Raw genomic sequence first — 24,008 nt, forward strand, 5'->3', positions numbered from 1 at the left:
CCGCTGGCCGCATCGGGCCCGCCCCACACAGCATCACCGGCCGGACGCATCCGGCCAGCCACACGCGACAAGGGTCGCGTGAGGTCCAACCCGCACAAGGCATCCCAAGGAAACCCCCGTGGCAAAAATCACCAAAACCTTCCAGTACGGCAAGCACCAGGTCACCCTGGAAACCGGCGAAATCGCCCGTCAGGCCGGCGGCGCCGTCGTCGTCAAGTTCGACGACACCGTACTGCTGGTCACCGCCGTGGCGGCGAAGTCGGCCCGCGAAGGCCAGGACTTCTTCCCGCTGACGGTCGACTACCAGGAGAAGTTCTACGCCGGCGGCCGCATCCCCGGTGGCTTCTTCAAGCGCGAAGGTCGCGCGACCGAGAAGGAGACGCTGATCTCCCGCCTGATCGATCGCCCGCTGCGTCCGCTGTTCCCGGAAGAATTCCGCAATGAAGTGCAGGTCATCGCCACGGTGATGTCGCTGAACCCGGAAATCGACGGCGACATCCCGGCGCTGATCGGCGCCTCCGCCGCCGTCGCCCTGACCGGTGCGCCGTTCAACGGCCCGATCGGTGCCGCCAAGGTCGGCTACATCAACGGCGAGTACGTGTTGAATCCGACCGTCAGCGAACTGAAGGACTCCAAGCTGGAGCTCGTCGTCGCCGGTACCTCGAATGCCGTGCTGATGGTCGAATCCGAAGCCGCCGAGCTGTCGGAAGACGTGATGCTGGGTGCGGTGATGTTCGGCCATCGCGAAATGCAGAAGGTCATCCACATCATCAACGAGCTGGTCGTCGAAGCCGGCACCAAGAACTGGGACTGGTCCGCCCCGGCCAAGAACGAAGCGCTGGTCTCCGCGCTGAAGGAAGCCGTGGGCACGCAGCTCGACGGCGCCTTCCAGGTGCGCGACAAGCTGCAGCGCCGCGACGCCATCTCGGCGATCAAGAAGGACGTGCTGGCGCAGCTGGCCGGCCGTGCGGAATCGGAAGGCTGGGCCACCGGCGCGCTGTCGAAGGAATTCGGCGAGCTGGAATACCAGACCATGCGCGGTTCCGTGCTGGCCACCAAGGTCCGCATCGACGGCCGTGCGCTGGACACCGTCCGCCCGATCTCCTCGAAGGTCAGCGTGCTGCCGCGCGTACACGGCTCCTCGCTGTTCACCCGTGGTGAGACGCAGGCGATCGTCGCCGTCACCCTCGGCACCGCCCGCGACGGCCAGGTGATCGACGCCGTTGGCGGCGAGTGGAAGGACCACTTCCTGTTCCATTACAACTTCCCCCCGTTCTCGGTGGGCGAAGCCGGCCGCATGATGGGCCCGAAGCGTCGCGAGATCGGCCACGGCCGCCTCGCCAAGCGCGGCGTGCTCGCCGTGATGCCGACGATGGAAGAATTCCCGTACACCATCCGCGTGGTCTCCGAAATCACCGAGTCGAATGGTTCGTCCTCCATGGCCTCCGTCTGCGGCAGCTCGCTGGCGCTGATGGATGCCGGCGTGCCGATCAAGGCGCCGGTGGCCGGCATCGCGATGGGCCTGGTGAAGGAAGGCAACGACTTCGTCGTGCTGAGCGACATCCTGGGTGACGAAGACCACCTGGGCGACATGGACTTCAAGGTGGCCGGTACCGCCAACGGCGTGTCCGCGCTGCAGATGGACATCAAGATCGAAGGCATCACCGAAGAGATCATGAAGCAGGCGCTGACGCAGGCGAAGGCCGGCCGACTGCACATCCTGGGCGAGATGGCCCATGCGATGACCGCACCGCGCCAGGAGCTGAGCGAGTTCGCGCCGCGCCTGATCACCATCAAGATCCACCCCGACAAGATCCGTGAAGTGATCGGCAAGGGCGGTTCGGTGATCCAGGCGATCACCAAGGAAACCGGCACGCAGATCGACATCCAGGACGACGGCACCATCACCATCGCGTCGGTGAACGGCGCCGCCGGCCAGGCCGCCAAGGCCCGCATCGAGCAGATCACGTCCGACGTCGAGCCGGGCCGCATCTACGAAGGCAAGGTCGCCAAGATCATGGACTTCGGTGCGTTCGTCACCATCCTGCCGGGCAAGGACGGCCTGGTGCACGTGTCGCAGATCTCCAACGACCGCGTCGAGAAGGTCAGCGACGCACTGAAGGAAGGAGACGTGGTCAAGGTCAAGGTGCTTGAAGTCGACAAGCAGGGCCGCATCCGCCTGTCGATCAAGGCCGTGGAAGAAGGCGAGGGCGTGTCGGCCGAGTAAGCCGCACGACATCGCGACGTGTTACGGAAAAGCGGGCTTCGGCCCGCTTTTTCTTTTGCGGCACTTGGTGACGCATTGCGTCTGATCGCGTCCGCACGCGTCCGTTCTACCTGCGACGGCGACGCGTCGCGGCATCTGTCCGTGGCGTGGCCGCGCGCGCCGGTTTTCCGACATGGGCGGCAGAAAGCCCGCGCACACCGCCGGCGCATTGCGTGACTGCCACGGGATCCGATGATGGCGATGCGGGAGGCATCGCTGCGCCTCCAGCCTTTGGTGGACGCCTTTCCGGCGCGCCGCATGCGATGTCTCCCACGCCTGCGGGAGAAGCTTCTCCTTGGTGGCACCGGACTTGCATCGCGTCATGCGCCTGATCGATTCCGCGAAATTCATATTTCAGTTTTCGGTCTCATCGCCGATAATGGAACACGAGAAGGCAGGAGACGTGCGGCGGACTGCGCCGCGTCGCTCCAGCGAGGCAGACGTCCGCGCCGGCAAGTAGTGGATTCCTTCGGGGGAATGCGCCGGCGGACGTAGGTCATGGGGATTCGTCCGGCGGTCTGCGGGCGATGGCAACGAACGGGTTTTCGGGAACCCTGGGGACATCGATGGATTCGACAACAGGCGCGCTTTCGCGCGCCATGGCCGGCTTTTTGCGCGCGGCGAACACCCTTCATGCCGTCGATGGACGATGGCGGCTCGTTCCGATGCTGTTGCTGGCGCTGCTGCCTGCGCTGGCCTGGGCGTCCGGCGTCGACGCCGATCCCTACAAAGACTTGCCGGTGCGCAAGCCTGGCCTGTGGGAAGTGACGCTACAGGCCCACGCTCCTTCGGGTGCTGGCGGCCGCGTGCAACCTGCGATGACCGTCCTGCATTGCACCGATGCGAACGCAGAGCGCGTCGTCCCCCTGTTCCTGCTTCCCGCGCGGGAAGGATGCGAGCGGATCACCGTGAGCAAGAACGCCGCACGCGGCGGCCACGATGTCGGCACTGTCTGCCGGTCGCATGGCCAGCGCGTCGATATGCGACTGACGCTGCGTGGCGACATGCAAACGCGCTACAGCGGCACCTACCGCATCCAGCAGCCGGGTTCTCCGTCGAACAACACGGACCACGTCCCATTCGAGGGGCGTTGGCTCGGCCGCTGCAAGGCCGGCCAGCGCGCCGGCGACATGGTGCTGCCGAACGGCATCACGGTGAATCCGGTCGACGACGCGCGCCGCGCAAGCGGGCACGCGCATTGAGCGGCCTCAGCGCCGTGGACGGGCCGCGCAATGCACTGCGCCGTCCGAGCCGCCATCCGGGCGTGACGCCATGCCCACCACTTCATGCACAAGCCGCGCGGGTTTCGCACGCGTCGCTTTCTAACCTTTTTGCCTTCAGGACGGGACGGATCATGCAGATTGCCGCGGTACTACGGGGACGACGGATCGGGAAGACCGATCGACGGAAAGGCAGGAGCGGCGTCTTCGCTGCGTTCGCTTTGATGGCGCTGCTGGCGTTGTTCGCCCCGACGGTGCATGCGCAGATCAAGAACGGTGGATTCGAGGCGCAGAACTTCTCCGAGTGGAAGCTGGAGCGCTACACCCGATCGAGCAGCGCGCTGACGACCGTGCCGCCGACCAACAGCAGCCAGCTGACGCTGGGTGCCGTGCAAGAGACCATTGCCAGTACCAATACAGTCAATACTGCGTTTGGCGGCAACGTCCGCATCCTCACCACCGCAGGCACTGCGGCCAACACAGGCGTCGATGGTGTCCGTTATCCGTTCTCCGGCACGGCATCCTCCCAGCTCGGTGGCAACGGCGCCCGTGCCGCCTACTCGATGGAGCAGGAAGCGACCATGGTGTTGAGCGACGTCGACCCGGTCGACGGCAAGGTCCATCTGCGCTTCGCGATGGCCCCCGTTCTCAACAATCCCAACCATACCGCTGGCCAGCAGCCGTTCTTTTTCGTCGAAGTCATCAATCTGACGAAGGGCAACACCCAGCTCTTCCACACCTTCAACTATTCCAACCAGTCGGGCATTCCCTGGCAGTCGTTCGGCAACTACCAGTTCACCAACTGGCAGGGTTTCGATATCTCGCCCGGCAATGGCCGGCTCGACGTGGGTGACCAGATTCGGCTGAAAGTCTATGTGGCCAACTGTTCTGCTGGCGCCGCCGATCACACCGCCCAGGTCTACATGGACGTGTTCGGTTCCAAGATGCCGGGTCTCAGTGTCGCTGCCATCGGTCCATCCACCACCAAGCCCGGCGAGCAGGTCACGTACAACTACCACTACGTCAACAACTCCGGCGTCTACGCGTTGGGTTCGACGGTCCGACTCGCTGCGCCGTTCACCGAGAACGGTCTGCCGCTGACGTTCGTGCCTGGCAGCTGGCCGGCGACGTGCACCGGTCCGTTCACCGGCACGGCACCGCGTGGCAACTACATCGACTGTCCCGTGGGCGACCTCGTGGCGGGCGCCGGTGGCAGCTTCCCGGTGACGTTCACCGTGCCCGCCGGCGCGGCCACGACCGGTCCGAACAACGTCATCAACAACGGCGATTACGACGTTCGCGCGAACACGGTAAGTCCCTTCATCGGCCCGCTCGTCAAGACGACCATCTCGCCTGCGACGACGACCCTGATCGACCTGGGCGTCAGCGTCAGCAATGGCAGCGTGCCGTCCTATCTGGTGGGCGGCGCGGTGGCCTATACGGTCACGGTGACCAACAACGGGCCGGTCGATGCCACTGGCGCGACCATCGCCCAGACCTTGAACGGCACGAGCGGCACGGCGAGCTGGAGTTGCGCGCCGGCCCCGGGGAGCACGGCGACCTGCGGCGCGACCGGCAGCGGTTCCGGCCCCATCTCCACCGCGACGGCCAACCTGCCGGTCGGCCAGTCGCTGGTCTATACCGTCAGCGGCATCACGGCCACGGCGGCGGGTACGCCGGTCGTGACGGTGGTCAGCGTCACGCCGCCCGCCGGCATGTCCGACAGCGTCTCGGCCAACAACACCGACGGCGTCAGCACACCGGTCAGCGCGGCGCAGCACCTGCTCACCGCCAACACGATCGGCGCGGGCTCCGGGCGCCTGAACGCCATTCCCGCGATCTATGCGTGTCCGTCCGGCGGCGCAAGGTCGGCCTGCAGTTCGGAGAATCTGGGTGAAGGCCAGGAGGCCTACCTGACCGCGGTGGCCGACAACGGTTCCATCTTCAAGGGCTGGACCGGCGGCTGCACCACGATCACGGGCAACGAATGCTACGTGCGGATGGGCACGCAGGACCTGGAGGTCACGGCCGAGTTCGCGACGGTCTGGATCGTGACGCCGAGCGTCACGGGCGGCACGCTGAACACATCATCGCCCCAGGTCGTGGAAGACGGGCAGGGCACCAGCTATACCTTCACGCCGACCACGCCTGGCCACATTCCGGTCATCACCACGCCGGGCGGCGCCAACACCTGCCAGGCCACATTGAGCGGCCCCACCGGTGGCGTGTACACCTACGACGTGACGCCCGTGACGCAGGACTGCGCGTTCCACGTGGCGTTCGTCAGCCAGCCGAGGCTGGAGATCGCCAAGACCGCATCGGTCGTGGCGCCGGCGACGATCGCCATCGGTGTGCCGTTCGACTACACGATCACGGTGACCAATACCGGTGCGGCGGCGACGTCGGCGCCGGCGACGGTGACGGACGTGGTGCCGGCCGGCTTGACGATCGGCACCTTGCCCGCGAACTGCGCGACCAATCCGTCGGGCAGCCAGACCGTGGAATGCACCATCGCCGCGGGTCTGTCGAACGTGGCGCCCGGCAATGCGGTGAGCTTCGTGATTCCGGTCACGCCGCAGGGCGCCATCAACAACACGACGGTATCGAACACAGCCAGCGTGACCGGCGGCGGCGATCCCGCCTGTGCGAGCGCAGGCAGTTGCGTCAGCACGCCGGTGGATACACCGGTGGTCGCCTCCAGCCTGGACATCGTCAAGAGCGGCCCGGCGACCGCCGTGATCGGCGTGCCGTACGACTACACCTTCACCGTGACGAACAGCGGCACGGCGGCGACGTCGGTGATCGCGACGGTCACCGACGTGGTGCCGGCGGGACTGACCATCGGTACGCTGCCGGCCGGCTGCGTGACGAATCCGTCGGGCAGCCAGACCGTGGAGTGCACGATCGCGTCCGGGCTTTCGAATGCGGCGCCGGGCAATACGGTGAGCTACGTGATCCGCGTGACGCCGACGGCGGCCGCGGGCACCAGCGTGAGCAACACGGCCAGCGTGACCGGTGGTGGCGATCCGGATTGCGTCACCGGCTGCGACAGCCAGGCCGTGACCACGACGATCAATGCGCCCGCCCTGGACATCGCCAAGAGCGGACCGGCAACGGCCGTCACCGGGGTCCCGTTCGACTACACCATCACCGTGACCAACAGCGGCAATGCGGATGCGACGGCCGACGCTGTCGTGACCGATACGGTGCCGGCCAGCGTGGTGGTCAACAGCGCCACGCCGAACTGCACGATCGTTGGGCAGGACGTGAGCTGCACCGTGGCCCTGGCGGACCTGCAGACCGGCGAACAGGCGACGATCACGATCAACGTCACGCCCGTGACGGCAGGCAACGCGAACAACACGGCCAGCGTGACCGGCGGTGGCGATCCTGCCTGTACGGCGGGCTGCACCAGTCCGCCCGTCACCACGACGATCGACGCGCAGCTTGCGTCGATGACGCTGGTGAAGTCGGTGACCTCGACCGGTCCGTACGGCGTAGGCAGCGCGATCGCCTACCAGTTCATCGTGACCAACACCGGCAACGTGGCCCTGACGGGCGTCGTGGTGAACGACGCGCAGCTGGATGCGCCGGCCACGTGTCCGGTGACGACGCTGGCACCGGGTGCCAGCACGACCTGCACCGGCGTGCACACGGTGATCGCCGCCGAAGTGGCGGTGGGCAACGTGCACAACAGTGCGACGGTGACCGGCCAGCCGCCGACGCCGCCGGGCGGTCCGACGCCGCCGGCGGTGACCAGTCCGCCGAGCGTCGTGGATACCGCGACCGCGCAGGCGCCCGCGATGACCGTCGTGAAGTCGGTGACCTCGAGCGGTCCGTACGGCCTGGGCAGCGTGATCGCCTACCAGTTCGTGGTGACCAATACCGGTGACGTGACGCTGAGCGGCGTCGTCGTGAACGACGCGCTGCTGGATGGACCGGCCACGTGTCCGGCGACGACGCTGGCACCGGGCGCCAGCACGACCTGCACCGGCGTGCATACGGTGACCGCGGCCGAGGTGGCCGCGGGCCATGTGCACAACAGCGCGACGGTGACCGGCCAGCCGCCGACCCCCGCGGGTGGTACGCCGCCCACGCCCATCACCAGTCCGCCGAGCAGCGTGGACACGGCGACTGCGCAGAATCCCGCGCTGGGCCTCGTCAAGTCGGTCACCTCGACCGGTCCGTATGGCGTGGGCAGCGTGATCACCTACACCTTCGTGGTGACCAACACCGGTAACGTGAACCTGACGGGCGTGGTGGTGAACGACGCGCTGCTGGATGCGGCGGCGGTCTGTGCGGCGACGACGTTGGCGCCCGCGGCAAGCACGACCTGCACGGGGATGCACACCGTGACGGCGGCCGAAGTGGCGGTGGGCAACGTGCACAACAGTGCGACGGCCACCGGCCAGCCGCCGACCCCGCCGGGCGGCCCGACGCCGCCGACGGTGACCAGTCCGCCGAGCGCGGTGGACACGGCGACCGAGCAGCTGCCGGCGATGACGGTGGTGAAGTCGGTCACGTCGACCGGTCCCTACAACACGGGCAGCGTGATCGCCTACCAGTTCCTGGTGACCAACACCGGCAACGTGGTGCTCAGCGGCATCGTGGTGAACGACACGCAGCTGGATGCACCGGCCGTGTGTGCGTCGACCACGCTGCAGCCGGGTGTGGACACCACTTGCACGGGCGTGCATACCGTGACGGCCGCGGAAGTGGCGGTCGGCAACGTGCGCAACACGGCGACGGTGACCGGCCAGCCGCCGACCCCGCCGGGTGGCCCGACGCCGCCGACGATCACCAGTCCGCCGAGCACGGTGGACTCGGCGACCGAACAGCTGCCGGCCATGACGCTGCTGAAGTCGGTGACCTCGACCGGTCCGTACCGTGCGGGCAGCACGATCGCCTACCAGTTCGATGTGGAAAACACCGGCAACGTGGTGCTGACCAACGTGTCAGTGACCGACGCGCTGGCCGGCCTGAGTCCGCTGACCTATGCGTGGCCGGGCGTGGCCGGGCAGCTGCAGCCGGGTGAGAAGGTCGTGGCGAACGCGACCTACAACGTGACGCCTGACGATGTGCTGGCCGGCCAGGTGCGCAACAGCGCCACCGCCGCAGGCCAGCCGCCGACGCCGCCGGGCGGCACCACGCCGCCAGGCGTGAGCACGCCCTCCAGCAGCGTCGACACGGCCATCCTGCCGGTGGTGAATGCGGTGGACGATGTCCTGGCGCCCGTCGACGGCGCCCGTGGCAACCCGTCGGCCGGCAACGCCTACGACAACGACGTGATCAACGGCGTGGCGGTGGACCCGTCGCGTATCACCGGCACGGTGACGACGCCGGCCACCTCCATCAACGGCGGTCCGGTTCCGGTGATGGATCCGGCGTCGGGCGTGGTGAGCGTCCCGGCGGGAACGCCTGCCGGGACGTACACCATCGGCTACCGCATCTGCGAGACGCTGAATCCGGACAACTGCGACGACGCGGTGGTGTCGCTGACCGTGGTGGCCACGACGATCAATGCAGAGGAAGACACGTTCGTCCCGATCCGCAGCGGCACGGGCGGCACCTTGCCCAGCGTGCTGGGCAACGACACCCTGGGTGGCGGTCCCGCGCAGATCGGCCAGGTCACGCTGGTGCCGGGCGGTTCGCCGCACGCGGGACTGGTGATGAATCCGGACGGCACGGTGACGATCGCCGCGGGCACGCCGCCCGGGACGTATCGCTATCCGTACACCCTGTGCGAAGTGTTGAACCCGACCAACTGCGATACGGCCGATGCCGTCGTGGTGGTCAGTGGCGAAGCGCTGCTGCGCGTGACCAAGACCGCAGGCGTGCGCGACGTGCAGACCGGCGATCTGGTGCGCTACACCGTGACGGTCGAAAACCTGGGTGACGGTGCGCTGTCGAACGGCAGCATCATCGATACGCCGGCGGCCGGTCTCAGCTACGTGGAAGGTTCGCTGACGGTCAGCGATGGCGACAACGCCGCCACCGTGTCCGGCGAGCATCCTGTGCGTTTCGAAGGCCTGGACATCCCGGTCGGCGGCACGGCACGACTGGTGTACATGATGCGGGTGGGTGCCGGCGCGCGTGCCGGCACGCAGGTCAACCAGGCGCAGGCGGTGTCGTCGTCCGGTGAACTGCTGTCGAACGTGGCGACCGCCGAAGTGATGCTGGTGGCCGACGCGATGGTGGACGACAGCCTGGTGTTCGGCACGGTCTTCAACGACCGCGACGGCGATGGCTGGCAGGATGGCGCGGCGCTGAGCGGTATCCGCGTGCAGGGTGGTTTCGCTCCGGAGGTCTATGTCGCCGGTTCGACGACGCTGGACCGCGGTACGGGTCCGCAACCGCAGGCAGACGCCAGCGCACCGCTGCTGCACGGCCTCGAGGTCGGCGCGATGGCAGGACGCCAGTCGGAGGCCGACCCGGTGCAGGGCCGTCAGGTCGTGATCCGCCAGGCGTTGCGCGAGCTGTCGTTCACCGACGACTTCGTGCTGACCAACGACCAGGGCGTGACGGTGCGGATGGACCGCAACGGCGTGACCTCGCTGGAGACCACGGGCGAAGCCGCCAAGGGCCTCACGGCGGCGATGCCGACCGTGGAGCGCAGGGTCGCGCAGGGCGAGGGCGGTCATGTCGTCGACTACGTCATCGGCAACGCCGGTATCGAAGAACGCGGTGTGCCGGGCGTGCGCATCGCCACGGTGGAAGGCCTGCTGATCGAGACCGACCAGTTCGGCCGCTACCACCTGGCCGGTCTGTCCGGTGGCGCGTGGGAACGGGGACGCAACGTCGTGCTGAAGGTGGATCCGTCCACGCTGCCGGCCGGTACCCGCATGACCACCGACAACCCGCTGCTGCGCCGTGTCACGCCGGGCGTGCCGGTGCGCTTCGACTGGGGCGTGGTGCTGCCCGAGCAGGTGATCGAAGGTGGCAGCGAACAGCTGGAACTCGAGTTGGGCGAGGTGCAGTTCGCACCCGGCAGCGCTGCGCTGCCCCCGCGGTACCAGCCGCTGGTCACCGCCATGGCCGCCAAGGTGTGCGAGCACCAGGGCGGTGAGGTGGTGATCCAGGCCGATGGCGACAACGAAGGCCTCGCATTCGATCGCGCCAACGCGCTCAAGGATGCCCTGCTGGCACAGCTCGACGGTCCGGCCACCAAGGCGCTGACCGTCAGTGTCCGCGCCCGCACCGGGGAACCGGCATCGCTGGTGGCCGGTGTGCGCGGGGGCGATGCGTTGCTCGGCACGCTGCTGTTCGACACCGACAAGGCGACGATCCGGGCGGAGTTCGCTCCGCTGCTGGATGCGATGGCCGCGGCACTCGAACGGCAGGGTGGAGGCAACGTCGTCATCGTCGGCCATGCCGACCGGCGCGGCTCGCATGCCTACAACAGCGCACTGGGAATGCGACGTGCGAAGGCGGTGTTCGACGCCCTCGCCGGACGCCTCGGTGCATCGGCCCGCGCCACGTTGCGGGTGGAAATCGAAAACGACCCGGTCGCGCCGAACGGCGCACGGAAATGAGGGGGCGGGTCATGGACAAGCGCATGAAGATGAAGCTGTTGGATTACACGTTGATCTCGCTGCTGGCCGGCGCGGCGCCGATGGTGGCCGCGCAGGAAGCGGCCACGACCGCGGACACCGCCGTGCAGGGCGAGGGCGCGACGGTCACGTGCGACACGGACCGCTGCACCAGCGAGGACGGACTGTTCTTCCGCCTGCGCACGCGCAGCTACGACCAGCCGGCCACCCGTGAAACGGACGCGCAGGCCTCCTCGGCCACGCTGCAGCCGGACCGGCGCGTGACCGTGCAGACGGCATCACCTGCGAAGGCGGTCGTCACCGGCAAGTTCTCGATCGACCTGCCCGGTGGCGGCGTGATCTGGGCGACCGAGGATCCCACCCTCGGCCAGCCGGAACTGTCGGTGTCGGCGCCGTCGTTCGCCGCCTTCGACGGCACGAACCTCCTCAAGCCCGTGCAGTTCTATGTGCGCGGCAACTACCCGGCCTTCATCGAGCGCCTGGAGATCAGCCTGTATCGCGCCAGCGACGCGGACCTGATCGAACCGCTGGCCACCGTGCCGCTGGACGTGGCAGCGGTGAGTCGGGTCGACTGGGATGGCGCGCTGCCGGCCAAGTACCGCTTCCGCAAGGGCGATGAACTGGTCTACGTGCTGCGTGCCACCGGCGCCAACGGCCAGGTCGACGAAACCCTGCCGCGCACGTTGCAGCTGGTGTCGCCGGAAGAAGCCGAACGCGGTGCGACCGCCATACGCAACGCGACCGAGCGCCAGCTGGGCAACGCGCTGAGCGTCGAACAGGCGCAGTCGCAGAGCCTGATCGACAGCGTGTTCGCGGAGAACGGCCTGCGCCAGCAGAACATCCCGCTGTACGGATCGCGCATCCGCATCCAGGGCCGCAACCTGCCGGGCGACGCGTCGTTGAGCATCAACGGCCAGGACTACCCGGTGGACCTGGAACGCAAGTTCGTCGCCGAATACCTGGTCCCCGTCGGGCGGCACCGTTTCGACATCGCGCTGGGTGGACGCGGCAACGACGCGCAGGCGGCACGGGCCGGGCATACGCTCGATGTCGACGTCAGCGGTCGCTACTTCTTCGGTGTCGGCCTGGCCGACGTGACCCTCTCGCAGAACAAGATCAGCGGTTCGGGCGCCGCGTTCGCCAACGACACGCGCTACCAGGACGACGTGATCAGCGACGGCCGCCTCGCGTTCTACGGCAAGGCCAAGTACGCCGGCAAATACCTGGTCACCGCGCAGGCCGACACCACCGAACGCGACCTGGAACGGCTGTTCGACGGCTTCACCAAAGCCGATCCGCAGGACATCTTCCGTCGCCTCGATCCGGACCTGTACTACCCGGTCTACGGCGACGATTCGAACACCTATCGCGACGTCGACACGATGGGCCGCTTCTACCTGCGCGTGGACTGGGACAAGAACCAGGCGCTGTGGGGCAACTACAGCACCGGCATCACGGGGACGGAATTCGCCCAGTACCAGCGTTCGCTGTACGGCGCGGCACTGAACTGGCGCTCGAACGCCAGCAACCGCTGGGGCGATGCCGGCAGCGAACTGCGCGTGTTCGGTTCGCAGCCGGAGAGCGCGCCGGGCCACAACGAGTTCATCGGCACCGGCGGCAGCCTGTACTACCTGCGCCACACCGATCTGCTGCCCGGCTCGGACGTGGTGACGCTGGAGGTGCGCGACCGCACCACCGGCCGCACGGAGAATCGCGTGGTGCTGCAGCGGGGCGCCGACTACGAGATCGATGAACTGCAGGGCCGCATCCTGCTGACGCGTCCGCTGGCGCAGATCAGCCGCGACAACAATCCCACACTGACGCGCGACACCCCGCTGGACGGCTTCGAGCAGCGCCTGCTGGTGGACTACGAATGGGTGCCGTCGGGCTTCGACGCGGACGAACTCACCGTGGGCCTGCGCGGAAAGCACTGGTTCGGCGACCACGTCGGCGTGGGTGCGACCTACATCGACGAGAGCCGCGCGGGCGAGGACTACACGCTGAAGGGTGGCGACCTCAGCTTGCAGGCAGGCAAGGGCACGTTCCTGAAAGCCGAATACGCACGCAGCGAATCGTTCGGCCTGCCCGCGTTCTTCTCGGACAACGGCGGCCTGAGTTTCATCCAGCAGAACGGCACGGCACTGAACCGGGAAGGCGAGGCCAAGTCGCTGGAAGCGCGCGCCAACTTCAAGGAACTTGGCTGGACCGAACAGGACTGGAGCGCCGGTACGTGGTGGCGTCGCACCGATGCCGGTTACTCCGTCTCGCGTTACGACAACGGCCTGCCGGTGACCGAGTACGGCGCCGAAGTGCTGGGCCAGTTCAACGAGAGCATCCGCCTGTACAGCCGCTACACCCGCGCCGAACGCGGCGCGGACGTACTGACGCAGGCGCAGGCCACGCTCGAGTGGCGCCTCAACGACGACGGCACACTGGGGTTCGAAGTGCGTCGTGTCGATGAGGACAGCGGCGCACTCGACGCGGTCGGCACGCTGGCGGCGCTGAAGTACCAGCACCGCATCGGTACTGCCTGGGAACTGTATGGCGTGGCGCAGCTCACCGTGGACGATGATGGCGGCCGGTACGCCGACAACGACGCCTACACGCTGGGCGCCAAGCACCTGTTCGGCGACAGTTCGTCGGTGGGTGCGGAAGTGACCGACGGCGACCGCGGCAACGCGGCGACGGTCAATGCCGAATACCGCATCACGCCAGAACACACGTTCTACGGTGGCTACACGCACTCGACCGACACGACCGGCTACGACTCGCTGTTCAACCAGCAGGGGCAGAACGGCTGGACGCTGGGCCAGCGCTGGCGTCTGTCCAGCCAGGTCAACGTGTTCAACGAGAGCCAGTTCCTGAAGGAGCGCAACGAGTCTGGCCTGGCGCACACCTTCGGCATGGACTTCTATCCGGCCCGCGGCTGGAACACCGGCTTCACCCTGTCCGAGGGCGAACTGGAGAACGCGCAGACCGGGGGTGTGGTGGACCGTCGCGCGGTCAGCGTGTCCGGTGGCCGCACGTCGCCGGAGACCGACTGGCAGAGCAAGCTGGAATGGCGCGAGGATACCGGTGCCGAACAGCGCGAGCAGTGGGTGAGCACCACGCGCCTGACCCACCGCATCAACGACAGCTGGCGCATCGCGGCACGATTGAACTACGCCGACACCGACGACCGGCTCAACCCGCAGGAAGGCGCCCGTTTCATCGAAGGCAACCTGGGCTTCGCCTACCGCCCGTGGAACAGCCAGCGCTGGGGCGTGTTCGGTCGCTACACCTACCTGTACGACCTGGCGAGCATGGGTCAGCTCGGGGGCGCCGAATATGATCAGCGTTCGCAGATCGTGTCGCTCGAGGGCGTGTACAAGCACGACCAGCACTGGGAGTTCGCGGGCAAGCTGTCGCGCCGCGAAGGCGAGGTGCGCATGGGGCGGGGCACGGGCGTGTGGCTGGACTCGGCCACCACCTTCGGTGCGGTGCAGGCGCGCTACGAACTGCGCACCAAGTGGCACGCGCTGGGCGAGTACCGCTGGCTCGACGTGAAGGACGGTGGCGCACGGCACGGCTTCCTGGCCGGCGTGGACCGGGACATCAACAAGCACTTCCGTCTCGGTGCGGGCTACAACTTCACCCGCTTCAGCGACGACTTGACGGACTTCGACTACGACCACCGGGGCTGGTTCGTCAACATGACGGGTACGTACTGACGGGTTGGGGTGTCGGCTTCACCACGCAACACGGGAAAGCGGGCTTCGGCCCGCTTTTCCGTTGGGGCGGGGCAGGCAACCGGAATACACGGGACACACCGTCTCCGTGGCCGCGACGCGCGGTCGCACGCCATCGCGGATAATGGCGGCTATGGATTCCACGAAGACCCACTCGGCCGCACCAGCCTCGCTCTGGTCCGGCCGCGGACTGGTGCTGCTCGGCATCGTGTTGTCCGCGTTCAACCTGCGCACGGCGGTGACCTCGCTGACGCCGCTGCTCGATACGCTCGGCAACACCTTCGGCTTCGGCGCGACCATGACCGGGGTGTTCGGCATGCTGCCGACCGCGGCGTTCGCGCTGTTCGGCGTGGCCACGCCTGCACTGGCGCACCGCATCGGCCTGGAACGGACGGCGCTGCTGGCGATGCTGCTGGCGATGCTCGGCCTGCTGCTGCGCAGCGCCGCAGGCGACACGACGGCGCTGATGGCCGCCTCGCTGACTGCGCTGGCCGGCATGGGCATCGGCAACATCGTGCTGCCGCCGCTGGTGAAGCGTTACTTCGCCGATCGCGTCGGCACGGTGAGCACGCTGTACATCACGGTGCTGCAGGCGGGCACCATTCTGCCCGCGTTGTTGGCGGTGCCGGTGATGGAAGCGGCTGGCTGGCGCATTTCGCTCGGCCTGTGGGCGGTGTTCGCCGCCGCTGCAGCCGTTCCATGGTGCCTGCTGCTGTGGCAGGAGCGTGCGCACAAGAGCCCGCTGGCACGTGTGCACGACGAAGCCGTTACCGTCGACGATGAAGCGCCTGAACTTGCCGCGCCACGATCCACAGGGCGCGCCTGGCGCTCGCCGGTGGCGTGGGGCATGGCGCTGATGTTCGGCATGACCTCGCTGGTGACGTATTCGATGTTCACTTGGCTGCCGAAGCTGCTGGTCGAAGCCGGTGGCACGCCGGCGCTCGGCGGCACGATGGTGGCGCTGTTTTCGGCGCTGGGCCTGGTGGCGTCGCTGACCATGCCGCAGATCGCGGTGCGCATGCGCAACCCCTTCATCGTGGTGGTGGTCTGTGCCGGTTTCTACGCGGCGGCGTTCGCCGGCCTGCTGCTGGCGCCGATGGCCGCGCCGTGGTTGTGGGTGGCCCTGTTGGGCCTGGGGCCCAGCACGTTCCCGCTGTCGCTCACCATGATAAACCTGCGCACGCGCACGCCCGAAGGCTCGGCATCGCTGTCCGGCTTCATGCAGGGCGTGGGTTATACGCTGTCCTGTGCGGGTCCGCTGACCTTTGGTCTGTTGCACGATCACACGCATGGCTGGGCGCTGCCGATGGCGTTCCTCGGCGGGTGCATCGGGGTGCTGGTGATCGGCGGCTACCTGGCGTGCAGGCCGCGGTATTTGGAAGATACCTGGCACTAGCTTGCCGCCTGTAGGATGGGTGGCAGGAGGCGGCCCACCCATGGTCTTCAAGGCAATCGTGTAGACGGACCGCTCGATGAATCGAGCGGCCTTGTCGCCGGAGATCATTGCGCAAGAACAGGATCACACGCTGTCGCCATGAGAATCGAACCGCCGCCGGAGCCCTCGCCGCTCATCGCGTTCTTTTCGGCGCCGTTGATTACGCCCGTGCTGGCGATTCCGCTTGCCGCATTCCTGCCAGGTATGTATGCCAGCGAAATCGACATCCTCATCGCGTTGCCGTTCGTGGTGGTCGCGTCGCTGATCTACGGCTACATCGGCATGCTTGTCGTTTGCCTGCCCGTGATGCTTATCCTGCGTGCGCTCAAACGGCTCAATACGCTGACGTTGTGTCTTGTCACCACGCTGGTCGGCGGGATCCTATGGGCAGGGCTGATGCATGGCGGGCCGGGGTCGGTTTCCGTGCCGCTCTCGTTCCTGGTCGGTGCAGCGTGCAGCCTCGGAGTCACCGCGTTTTTCTGCGTGCTTGGAGGGTTGGGGTCCGTTCGCCGCCACTGATTGCAGGCCCGTAGGATGGGTGGAGCCGAAGGCGATACCCATCATCTCCGCGGCAGACGGTGTGCGCGATGGGTATCGCCTATGGCTCCACCCATCCTACAGCGTCATGTGGCGCCTCACCCCAGCTTGATCTCCAGCTTCGCCCGCATCTGCTGGCGGAACTTGTTCGCCAATGCGGCGAATCCCGCGCCCGTCGGGTGCATCTCGTCGAACCACTGGCTGCCGCTGGTCAGCACGCCGCGCAGGTCGACGAAGTCGAAGACCTTGCCGGTGGTGCGGTCGTCGCGCAGCGGGATCAATACACGCTCAACGAAGCCGTCGATCAGCAGGCGGGCGAATTCGCGCTGCTGCTCGATGCGAGGCAGCACGTGTGCGACCTTGTTGCCGATCCACGGACCCACGCCCTTCTTCAGCAGCGCAGCCGCACCGAGGTTGCCGAGCGTCAGCTGCGCGGGGCGGCCGAGTTCGCGCGGGTAGTCGTAGGTGTGCGCCAGGATCGGCGTGTGCGGACGGATGGCCTGGAACGCGGTGACGAAGGCGCGGTAGCGTGCGAGTACCTCGTCGTAGCGACCGGTGTCCACCACGCGCTGGAAGGCGGCGGACGGACTCATCGGTGCCGCGCCGCGGAACGTGGTCTGCAGGAAGGTGTCGACGAAGTCGTTGCCGCCGGCGCTGACCAGCACCAGGTCGAACTCGAACCCGCGGTACCACGTGGACAGGTCGCGGATCCCGCGCGTGGTGAACATGTCGACGGCCAGGTCGCCGCTGTCTTCCGTGCGGAAGAACAGGCCGCCGGCGCCGAACAGGGGCACGCCTTTCTTCTCATCCTCCGGCGCCGGGAACACCAGCCAGTCCAGCAGGTTCATCGCCAGCGGCGTGGAGAACCACGAATCGCCTTCGCAGAACACGATGGGCGTGGAGGCGAAGGCGTCGGGCTTGCGCGCGAGGGCGCGGTACAGCGTGCGGAACTCGCCACGACGGGTGGTCATCAATGACTGTGATGCGGGCATGGTGCAACTCCTTGTGGTGGCCCCCGGTGGTTCAACGCAGCGGTTGGCCCGGGGCGGCCGTGGGATCGAAGCGTCCTGCCGCCTCGCGTCGCCAAGGCCAGGGTGGGCACGTCCGCCGGTCCGGGACGACCGGCACACCTCCGGCGACGACCGAGCAGCTTTTTCCGAACCCGGAGCGGCTTTTTCTCTCTCCGATGGAACACCGACGCCTCTCCGGTTCGGCTTTTTGCCGCTCTCGAGAGGCTGTGCAGCCTCTTTCTCCAGACAAAATGTCGATCGTGAGCGGCTTTCCGCTTCTCTGGGTCGGCACGAAGTGTCTCCAAAGCGGCTTTCCTCCCTCTTGGGAGACGCTTTTTCTCTCGCGGGAGCGATGTGCTGCCGCTCCCGCGAGGGTCGACGCCGCTAGGAAGCGACTTTCCACCGACCCGGAACGGGTCCAAGCCGCTCGCGGGAGGCTTTTTCCCTGCCGGGAGCGGCTCGGAGGGTGGCGGAACACGCGGGCGGCCGCTTTCCGCTCGCCGGTGGGTGTATCAGGAAGTCACCACGACTTCAGGCAGGGGTGGGCCGCGGGAGGCGGTGCTATCAATGCGGACTGCGGCCAGTCCGGCCCGTCCTGGGGAGCTCTCGCATGACCACCACCCGTCGTGACCTGTTCAAGCTGGGCGCACTGGCCGCTGCGGCGGCCGCACTGCCGTCGTTCGCCTCCGCCGCCAGCGAGGCCAAGCCGGTCGGCAAGGCGGCCAAGCCTCTGACTATCCTGATCCTCGGCGGCACCGGCTTCACCGGGCCGTTCCAGGTGGACTACGCGCTGAAGCGCGGCCACAAGGTCACCCTGTTCAACCGCGGCAAGCGGCCTTCGCCCGAGTGGCCGTCCGAGGTCGAACAACTGCATGGCGACCGCAACACCGGCGACTTGGGCGCGCTGAAGGGACGGAAGTGGGATGTCTGCATCGACAACCCCACCAGCCTGCCGTTCTGGGTGCGCGATGCGGGCAAGGTGCTGAAGGGCAACGTCGGCCACTACCTCTTCATCTCGACCATCTCGGTCTATGCCGACGGCAGCAAGCCCGGCATCACCGAGACCTCGGCGCTGGCGCAGTACAAGGGCAAGGATGCGATGGCGGAGACGCAGGAGTCGCTGCGTGCCGACATCGGCGGCCTGTACGGTCCGCTGAAGGCACTGAGTGAAGCCGAGGCGCACAAGCAGTTCGGCAAGAACGTCACCATCGTGCGCCCGGGCTACATCGTCGGTCCGCGCGACGAGACCGACCGCTTCACCTACTGGCCGCACCGGGTGGCGCAGGGCGGGGAGATCCTGGTGCCGGGCGACGGCACCGACCCTGTCCAGATCATCGACGGCCGCGACCTGGGCGAGTGGATGATCCGCCTGGCCGAGGCCAAGACCACCGGCGTCTTCAACGCCTGCGGTCCGGACTACACCTTGTCGATGGACGCCATGCTGCATGGCTGCCAGGCCGTCACCGGCGGCGGCATGACGCTGACGCATGTGACGCCGAAGTTCCTGGAGGAACAGCAGGTCGGCCTGCCGATCTGGGTGCCGTCCAAGGACAGCGAGTACGCCGGCTACGGCTCGGTCAGCAACCAGCGCGCGATCGCTGCCGGCCTGACCTTCCGCCCGTTGGCCACTACCGTGCAGGACCTGCTGGCGTGGTTCCGCAGCCTGCCGGCCGAGCGTCAGGCCAAGCTCAATGCGGGGATCACGCGCGAGAAGGAAGCGGAACTGCTGAAGGCGTGGCACGCGCGCAAGGGGTGAGCCCGGCGTGTCGCACGCCGCCGTTCATGGCGGCGTGCATTCCTGTCGTTGCACATCGGGAGTGTGTCCGAACGGAGCGCCTCGCACGGTGGCGGCGAGCGTCGGCTGTCTGCGCTGGTAGTCGGATGCCTGCGCACGCGCACGCGCCACGGAGGTGCTGTCCAGGTCCTGCTCGAGGTTGCGCACGGCTTGGTCGACGAACGTGCGCGACGGCGAGAAGCGCGGGTCGTCACCCATCAGGGTTTGCGCATACAGGTAGAGCGCCAGGGCCTGCGATCGATCCGGCGTTACCGCTTGCGCCAACAGGTAACGTCGGAAGGGGCGGTTGGGGCTACGAGCGGCGGCGAGCGCCATGACGGTGGGCAGGTCGCCAGCGGCGACCGCACGTTGCGCGAAGGTCTCCGCTTCGCGCCGGTAGACACGCAGGTCGTCCAAGTTCTCCAGGGTTTCGTTCATGCGAAACGCGTTGCCGACAGCGTAGTGGCGCATCGCCATGACGTTGCCGCCGAGGGCCGCGCTCCGCCAGTACCGTACGCGTCGGGAAGCGTCGACGAGGGCAACGCCTTCGCAATGTGCGCTTTCCTGCAGCAGGTGTTCCGCTCCGGCGGACATAGCCTGCAGGTTCTGGCGCATCACTGCCTGGAGCTCGGGTGCCATCTGGGTACCGGGGGGCAGCTGGGCGTTTGCTGGTCTCATGGCTTCGGACATGTTGGACAGCTGCGTCGCGAGGCGGTCGCAATACTCCATCTCGGCTGCCAGCCTGCAGGCGGCGTTGGGCTCGCCCGCATCCGCACGCGCGCGCAGATCAGGCAGGACCTCGCGCAACGGTCGTTGCGGGGCGGGCAAAGGTCGGTTGGGTGGAAATGCCCCGGGTGCAACGGATCGCGGGGGGGAGGGGGGCGTCTGGCCGTCGGTGGCACGGGACTCGTCGGCATCGGCCGGATCCGAGGCGGGACGTGTCGTGGAATGGGTGCGTCCGATCCACCAGCCGAACCCCACAGCCGCTATCAGCAACAGCGAGGCGACGAACCCGCGGTACGCGCGCAACACAGGCATCCGTGCGATCTCCCAGCGTCCATGGCGAGCACCTAGCTCACCATGGCCTTGCTGCAAGGGCAAGTCGCGTACGCCTCAGCGCTCGCGCCGCACCAGCATCCGGTCAACCGGACCACGCCGCTGCCAGTCGGGCACGGCGCGTTCGGTCGGCTGTTCCGTCACGCGCGTCGGGGACGACGCGTCCGGTACGACCAGCGACGGGATCGACGTCGCGGTGACGGCAGAGTCCTCCACCTTCGGCGCCAGATCGGTGCCCTGCATGATCCCCAGCGGCGCATAGCCGGTGTAGCCGGGGAACACCTGGCTGAGGTTGGCGTTGCCCATCCGGCGGATCAGGATTTCCGACATCACGCGGCGGTAGTCGGTGGTCACCGGCACGTCGCCGAAGGTGGGCGACAGGGTTTCCGGATTCAGGCCTGGCCAGGTGCCGTAGAAGCGGCGGCCGTTCACCGGGCCACCGAGCACCAGCATCGGATTGCCGTAGCCATGGTCGGTGCCGCCATTGGCGTTCGCGCGCACGCGGCGGCCGAATTCCGACTGCACCACCACCGTCACCCGCGCCATCTCGCCGGTGCCGTTGAGCTCGGCATAGAACGCGGCCAGCGCCTGCGAGAGTTCGGCGATCTTGTTCTGGTAGTAGTGGTAGCCGCTGCCGGCCGTGCCTTGGCCCTCGTGCGTGTCCCAGCCGCCCAGATCCAGCGTGGCGTAGCGCAGGCCCAAGTTGAAGCGGATGGTCTGCGCGATGGTCCACAGTTGCTGCGCGAAGTTGCCGGTCGGCCAGGTCGCCGGCAGGCTGGCGTAGCCTTGCTGGCCGATCAGGCGCAACGCACCATCGGCACGGCGGCCGTTGACTTCCATGCCGGTCTGGCCGTTCCACAGCGAGGCCACGGTTTCGCTGACGCCGCGCAGGCCGCTGGGTGAATCGCTGCGCGTGCGCTGCCAGCTCCACGCCGTCGTATTGAGCGAAAAATCGCCAGGACTGCTCATCGTCATCGCATCGATCGCGCCCATCAGACCGGCCGGCTGCGTACCGCTGACGCCGAGCGCGGGCAGGGTGCCGGTGCCGTTCGGACGCGTTTCCCAGGCGCGGGTCATCCAGCCGGTGGGCGAGCCGTACTTCCCGGGCGTACCCAGGTCGATGTACAGCTGCGCGTCGAAATGGCTGCGCGTCACCGTGGTGGCCATGCCGCAGGCGTGGATGATGGCCATCTTCCCGTCGTTCCACAGGTCGCGCAGACCGGTGGCCGAGGGATGCAGGCCGAAGCCGGTGCCGGCGCCGCCGGACAGCGTCAGCGGCAACGCGCCATACGCACCGCTGGTGTCGATCTTCAGGCTGGGGCGTGCCTCCTCGTAGAAGGTCCGGTCCACGCCGCTGACGGGCACCACCAGGTTCAGGCCATCGATGCCGCCGCGCAGGAACAGGTGCACCACGGTGTCGTAGCTGTTGACGGCGGCGTCGACGGGATCGGCGAACATCAGGCTGGCGCCGGTGGTGCCGACGATGGCGGCCGCGCCGCAGCCTTTGACGAATTCGCGTCGGGTGAGTCGGAAGTCGGTCATCGGGGCCTCAGCGGCTCATGAATTCGGGAGTCATCAGGATCAGCGCCACCATGCTGCGCAGGCGCTCGTGGTTGTAATGCCGCTTCAGGTCGCTGCCCTGCCACGTGTTGGTGTCGGTGATGACGTAGGTGTTGGGGTCGCCGTTCTGCGCCATGAAGGCGACCAGCGCCTGCTTGCGCGCGGCCTCGGGCTGGTAACCCAGCAGGCGCGTGCACCACCACGTGACCAGGGTGTTCGCGGTCCAGGTGGCGACGGGCACATTGGCGCGCGTGGTGTCGACGATGGGGTGCAGGGGAACGTCGCCGTCCTTGCTCTCGGTCAGCCAGCCCAGCAGGCGCCAGGTCATCGCATAGGAGTTGGAACCCGACCAGGACAACCCGCTGTCGGGATAGCCGTTCGGCGCCGGCCAGTTGTAGGGCGTGTGGCCGGTGAAGCCGTACAGCCACATGAAGTCGCCGCTGCGGCCGTGGTCCAGGCGGATCGTCCAGTCGCCGCCCATCGTGCGCATCGCGGCGACGGCGCAGTCGAACGGGCGTCGGTTCTTCTGGCCGAAGCTGTTGATGAAGTCGTCGGAATTCAGGATGTGCCGCAGCACCAGCTCGATCTGGTTCGACGCGCGCCAGTTGGCACGGAAGATCGCCGCGGCGCTGTCGATCAGTGCCTGCTTCGGCGTGTCGTTGACGAAGCGGCGGATCAGCTTCTTGCAGATGAACTTGGCCACGCGCGGATGGCTGGCCAGGCGGTCCAGCACGTCGCGGCCATCCTTCAGTGCCGGCTGTTCCGGATAGATCAGCATGCCGAGCAGGAATTTCGGGCCGGCGTCGTGCCACGACTGGCGGTAGACGAAGGTGCCGTCGTTCTCGGTGGGGAACTGCCAGTGGCCGTTCTTCGCCGACCAGCCGGTGAAGGCGGCCGAGGTCTCGTACACGTCGATGTCGGTGTAGCCGATCGGGTAGGCAGGTTCCTCGGGGCAGGGCGGCACCTGGAACGGGTCCATGAAGCCCAGGTAGTTCTCGGCGCCGAAGGTGTGCAGCTCCAGCAGTTCGCGGGCGAAGTTCTCGTTCGGGCCGGAGCGGGAATTGTTGAGATTGTCCAGGTAATGGAGCATCGCCGTGCTCTGGGCCACGGCTTCCAGCATCGTGCGGAAGTTGCCCTTCGCATTGGCACGGATCACGTCGCGGTCGTAGTGCACGAACACCGGGCCGACGCTGAAGTCGGTGCCCAGCACGTTGAAATGGTCGTGCCAGAAGTTCACCAGCACTTCGCGCAGTTGCCGGCGCGAATACACCGCGCGCACGAACGCCGCGCGCTGCACCTCGTTGGCCGGCCGCATGCGTACGCCGTACTCGGGGTCGGAGACCACGTGATCGGCCCACAGCTGGGACAGGCTCTTGTTGAGGGTGGTGTAGCCGGCAGCGTTGAGGCGGTTGGTGACCGCGCTGTCGTCGATCGCGTCCCAGTTGAGCTGCCAGTCCACGTAGGCCGCCAGCCGCTGGCGGTCATTGCTGCCCAGTGCATTGAATTCGGCGACCGTGGCGGCGGTGGCGCCGTAGCTGAGGTGGTTCAACGCCTGTACCGCGAACGGCGGGCGGGCCATCGTCAGCAGGCGGGGATTCGACTGCCCCATCATCACGCGGCCGCCGCTCTGCGAGGTGACGGCCACGACGTCCGGTGCGGGTGTGGTGTCCTTGGGGCTGGCGCGCTCGCCGCCCTTCCAGCCGTACAGGCGGTTCAGGCGCTGGCGGACCTGGCTATCGAGGCTGGGCGCGGCCGCCAGCGGTTTCGTCTGGACGGCATCGAGTCGGGCGCGCGTGCTGACGGTCTTGCGCCGCCATGGCCCGCGCGCGAAGAGCCGACGCCACGGGACGGTGTAGTACGCCATGCGGATTT

Annotated in this window: 11 protein-coding genes; 7 read left to right on the forward strand and 4 right to left on the reverse strand. The window is 67.5% G+C overall.

Annotated elements, in window-relative coordinates; genetic code table 11:
* Positions 1-118: 118 nt before the first annotated feature.
* The 6 genes from pnp to CSC78_RS03945 all read left to right on the forward strand — a co-directional run bounded on the left by pnp (position 119) and on the right by CSC78_RS03945 (position 16,718).
* Positions 119-2,227 (forward strand): polyribonucleotide nucleotidyltransferase, encoded by a 2,109-nt coding sequence (gene pnp, locus CSC78_RS03920; protein ID WP_162336598.1) that lies wholly within the window; start codon positions 119-121, stop codon positions 2,225-2,227.
* Between the two features lie 566 nt (positions 2,228-2,793).
* A complete protein-coding gene (locus CSC78_RS03925; protein ID WP_162336599.1) occupies positions 2,794-3,468 on the forward strand; it encodes a DUF3617 domain-containing protein in 675 nt (224 codons plus the stop codon).
* A gap of 242 nt (positions 3,469-3,710) precedes the next feature.
* Positions 3,711-11,018: a DUF7507 domain-containing protein gene (locus tag CSC78_RS03930; RefSeq protein ID WP_162336600.1), complete on the forward strand. Its 7,308-nt coding sequence runs from the start codon at positions 3,711-3,713 to the stop codon at positions 11,016-11,018.
* A gap of 23 nt (positions 11,019-11,041) precedes the next feature.
* Positions 11,042-14,746, forward strand: coding sequence for a TonB-dependent receptor (locus tag CSC78_RS03935; protein ID WP_202924114.1), 3,705 nt, complete (start codon positions 11,042-11,044; stop codon positions 14,744-14,746).
* A 151-nt stretch (positions 14,747-14,897) separates the two neighbouring features.
* Complete coding sequence (locus CSC78_RS03940) at positions 14,898-16,160, forward strand: CynX/NimT family MFS transporter (protein WP_162336601.1); 1,263 nt, start codon at positions 14,898-14,900, stop codon at positions 16,158-16,160.
* 138 nt (positions 16,161-16,298) lie between these two features.
* Positions 16,299-16,718, forward strand: coding sequence for a hypothetical protein (locus CSC78_RS03945; RefSeq protein ID WP_162336602.1), 420 nt, complete (start codon positions 16,299-16,301; stop codon positions 16,716-16,718).
* Positions 16,719-16,834: 116 nt separating this feature from the next.
* Here CSC78_RS03945 and CSC78_RS03950 read toward each other — a convergent pair whose 3' ends face one another.
* The gene (locus tag CSC78_RS03950) at positions 16,835-17,728 is read right to left on the reverse strand and encodes a hypothetical protein (RefSeq protein WP_162336603.1); all 894 of its coding nucleotides are present in this window, start codon (positions 17,726-17,728) and stop codon (positions 16,835-16,837) included.
* A 628-nt stretch (positions 17,729-18,356) separates the two neighbouring features.
* Here CSC78_RS03950 and CSC78_RS03955 point away from each other — a divergent pair.
* Complete coding sequence (locus CSC78_RS03955; RefSeq protein WP_162336604.1) at positions 18,357-19,502, forward strand: NAD-dependent epimerase/dehydratase family protein; 1,146 nt, start codon at positions 18,357-18,359, stop codon at positions 19,500-19,502.
* Between the two features lie 24 nt (positions 19,503-19,526).
* On the opposite strand, the gene CSC78_RS03960 is transcribed toward CSC78_RS03955, so the two are convergent.
* The 3 genes from CSC78_RS03960 to CSC78_RS03970 all read right to left on the reverse strand — a co-directional run bounded on the left by CSC78_RS03960 (position 19,527) and on the right by CSC78_RS03970 (position 24,000).
* The gene (locus CSC78_RS03960; RefSeq protein ID WP_162336605.1) at positions 19,527-20,327 is read right to left on the reverse strand and encodes a hypothetical protein; all 801 of its coding nucleotides are present in this window, start codon (positions 20,325-20,327) and stop codon (positions 19,527-19,529) included.
* A 306-nt stretch (positions 20,328-20,633) separates the two neighbouring features.
* Complete coding sequence (locus tag CSC78_RS03965) at positions 20,634-22,118, reverse strand: DUF1501 domain-containing protein (protein WP_162336606.1); 1,485 nt, start codon at positions 22,116-22,118, stop codon at positions 20,634-20,636.
* 7 nt (positions 22,119-22,125) lie between these two features.
* Positions 22,126-24,000: a DUF1800 domain-containing protein gene (locus CSC78_RS03970; protein ID WP_162336607.1), complete on the reverse strand. Its 1,875-nt coding sequence runs from the start codon at positions 23,998-24,000 to the stop codon at positions 22,126-22,128.
* Positions 24,001-24,008 lie beyond the last annotated feature (8 nt).

Origin of the sequence: Pseudoxanthomonas japonensis (assembly GCF_010093445.1) — a bacterium.
GTDB lineage: Bacteria > Pseudomonadota > Gammaproteobacteria > Xanthomonadales > Xanthomonadaceae > Pseudoxanthomonas_A > Pseudoxanthomonas_A japonensis.

What these genes read in the sequence shown, in the direction of transcription:
- CSC78_RS03955 (WP_162336604.1), top strand. Translation starts at nt 18,357, where the DNA reads ATGACCACCACCCGTCGTGACCTGTTCAAGCTGGGCGCACTGGCCGCT.
- CSC78_RS03935 (WP_202924114.1), top strand. Translation starts at nt 11,042, where the DNA reads ATGAAGATGAAGCTGTTGGATTACACGTTGATCTCGCTGCTGGCCGGC.
- CSC78_RS03945 (WP_162336602.1), top strand. Translation starts at nt 16,299, where the DNA reads ATGAGAATCGAACCGCCGCCGGAGCCCTCGCCGCTCATCGCGTTCTTT.
- CSC78_RS03940 (WP_162336601.1), top strand. Translation starts at nt 14,898, where the DNA reads ATGGATTCCACGAAGACCCACTCGGCCGCACCAGCCTCGCTCTGGTCC.
- CSC78_RS03965 (WP_162336606.1), bottom strand. Translation starts at nt 22,118, where the DNA reads ATGACCGACTTCCGACTCACCCGACGCGAATTCGTCAAAGGCTGCGGC.
- CSC78_RS03950 (WP_162336603.1), bottom strand. Translation starts at nt 17,728, where the DNA reads ATGCCCGCATCACAGTCATTGATGACCACCCGTCGTGGCGAGTTCCGC.
- CSC78_RS03930 (WP_162336600.1), top strand. Translation starts at nt 3,711, where the DNA reads ATGGCGCTGCTGGCGTTGTTCGCCCCGACGGTGCATGCGCAGATCAAG.
- CSC78_RS03925 (WP_162336599.1), top strand. Translation starts at nt 2,794, where the DNA reads ATGGCAACGAACGGGTTTTCGGGAACCCTGGGGACATCGATGGATTCG.
- CSC78_RS03970 (WP_162336607.1), bottom strand. Translation starts at nt 24,000, where the DNA reads ATGGCGTACTACACCGTCCCGTGGCGTCGGCTCTTCGCGCGCGGGCCA.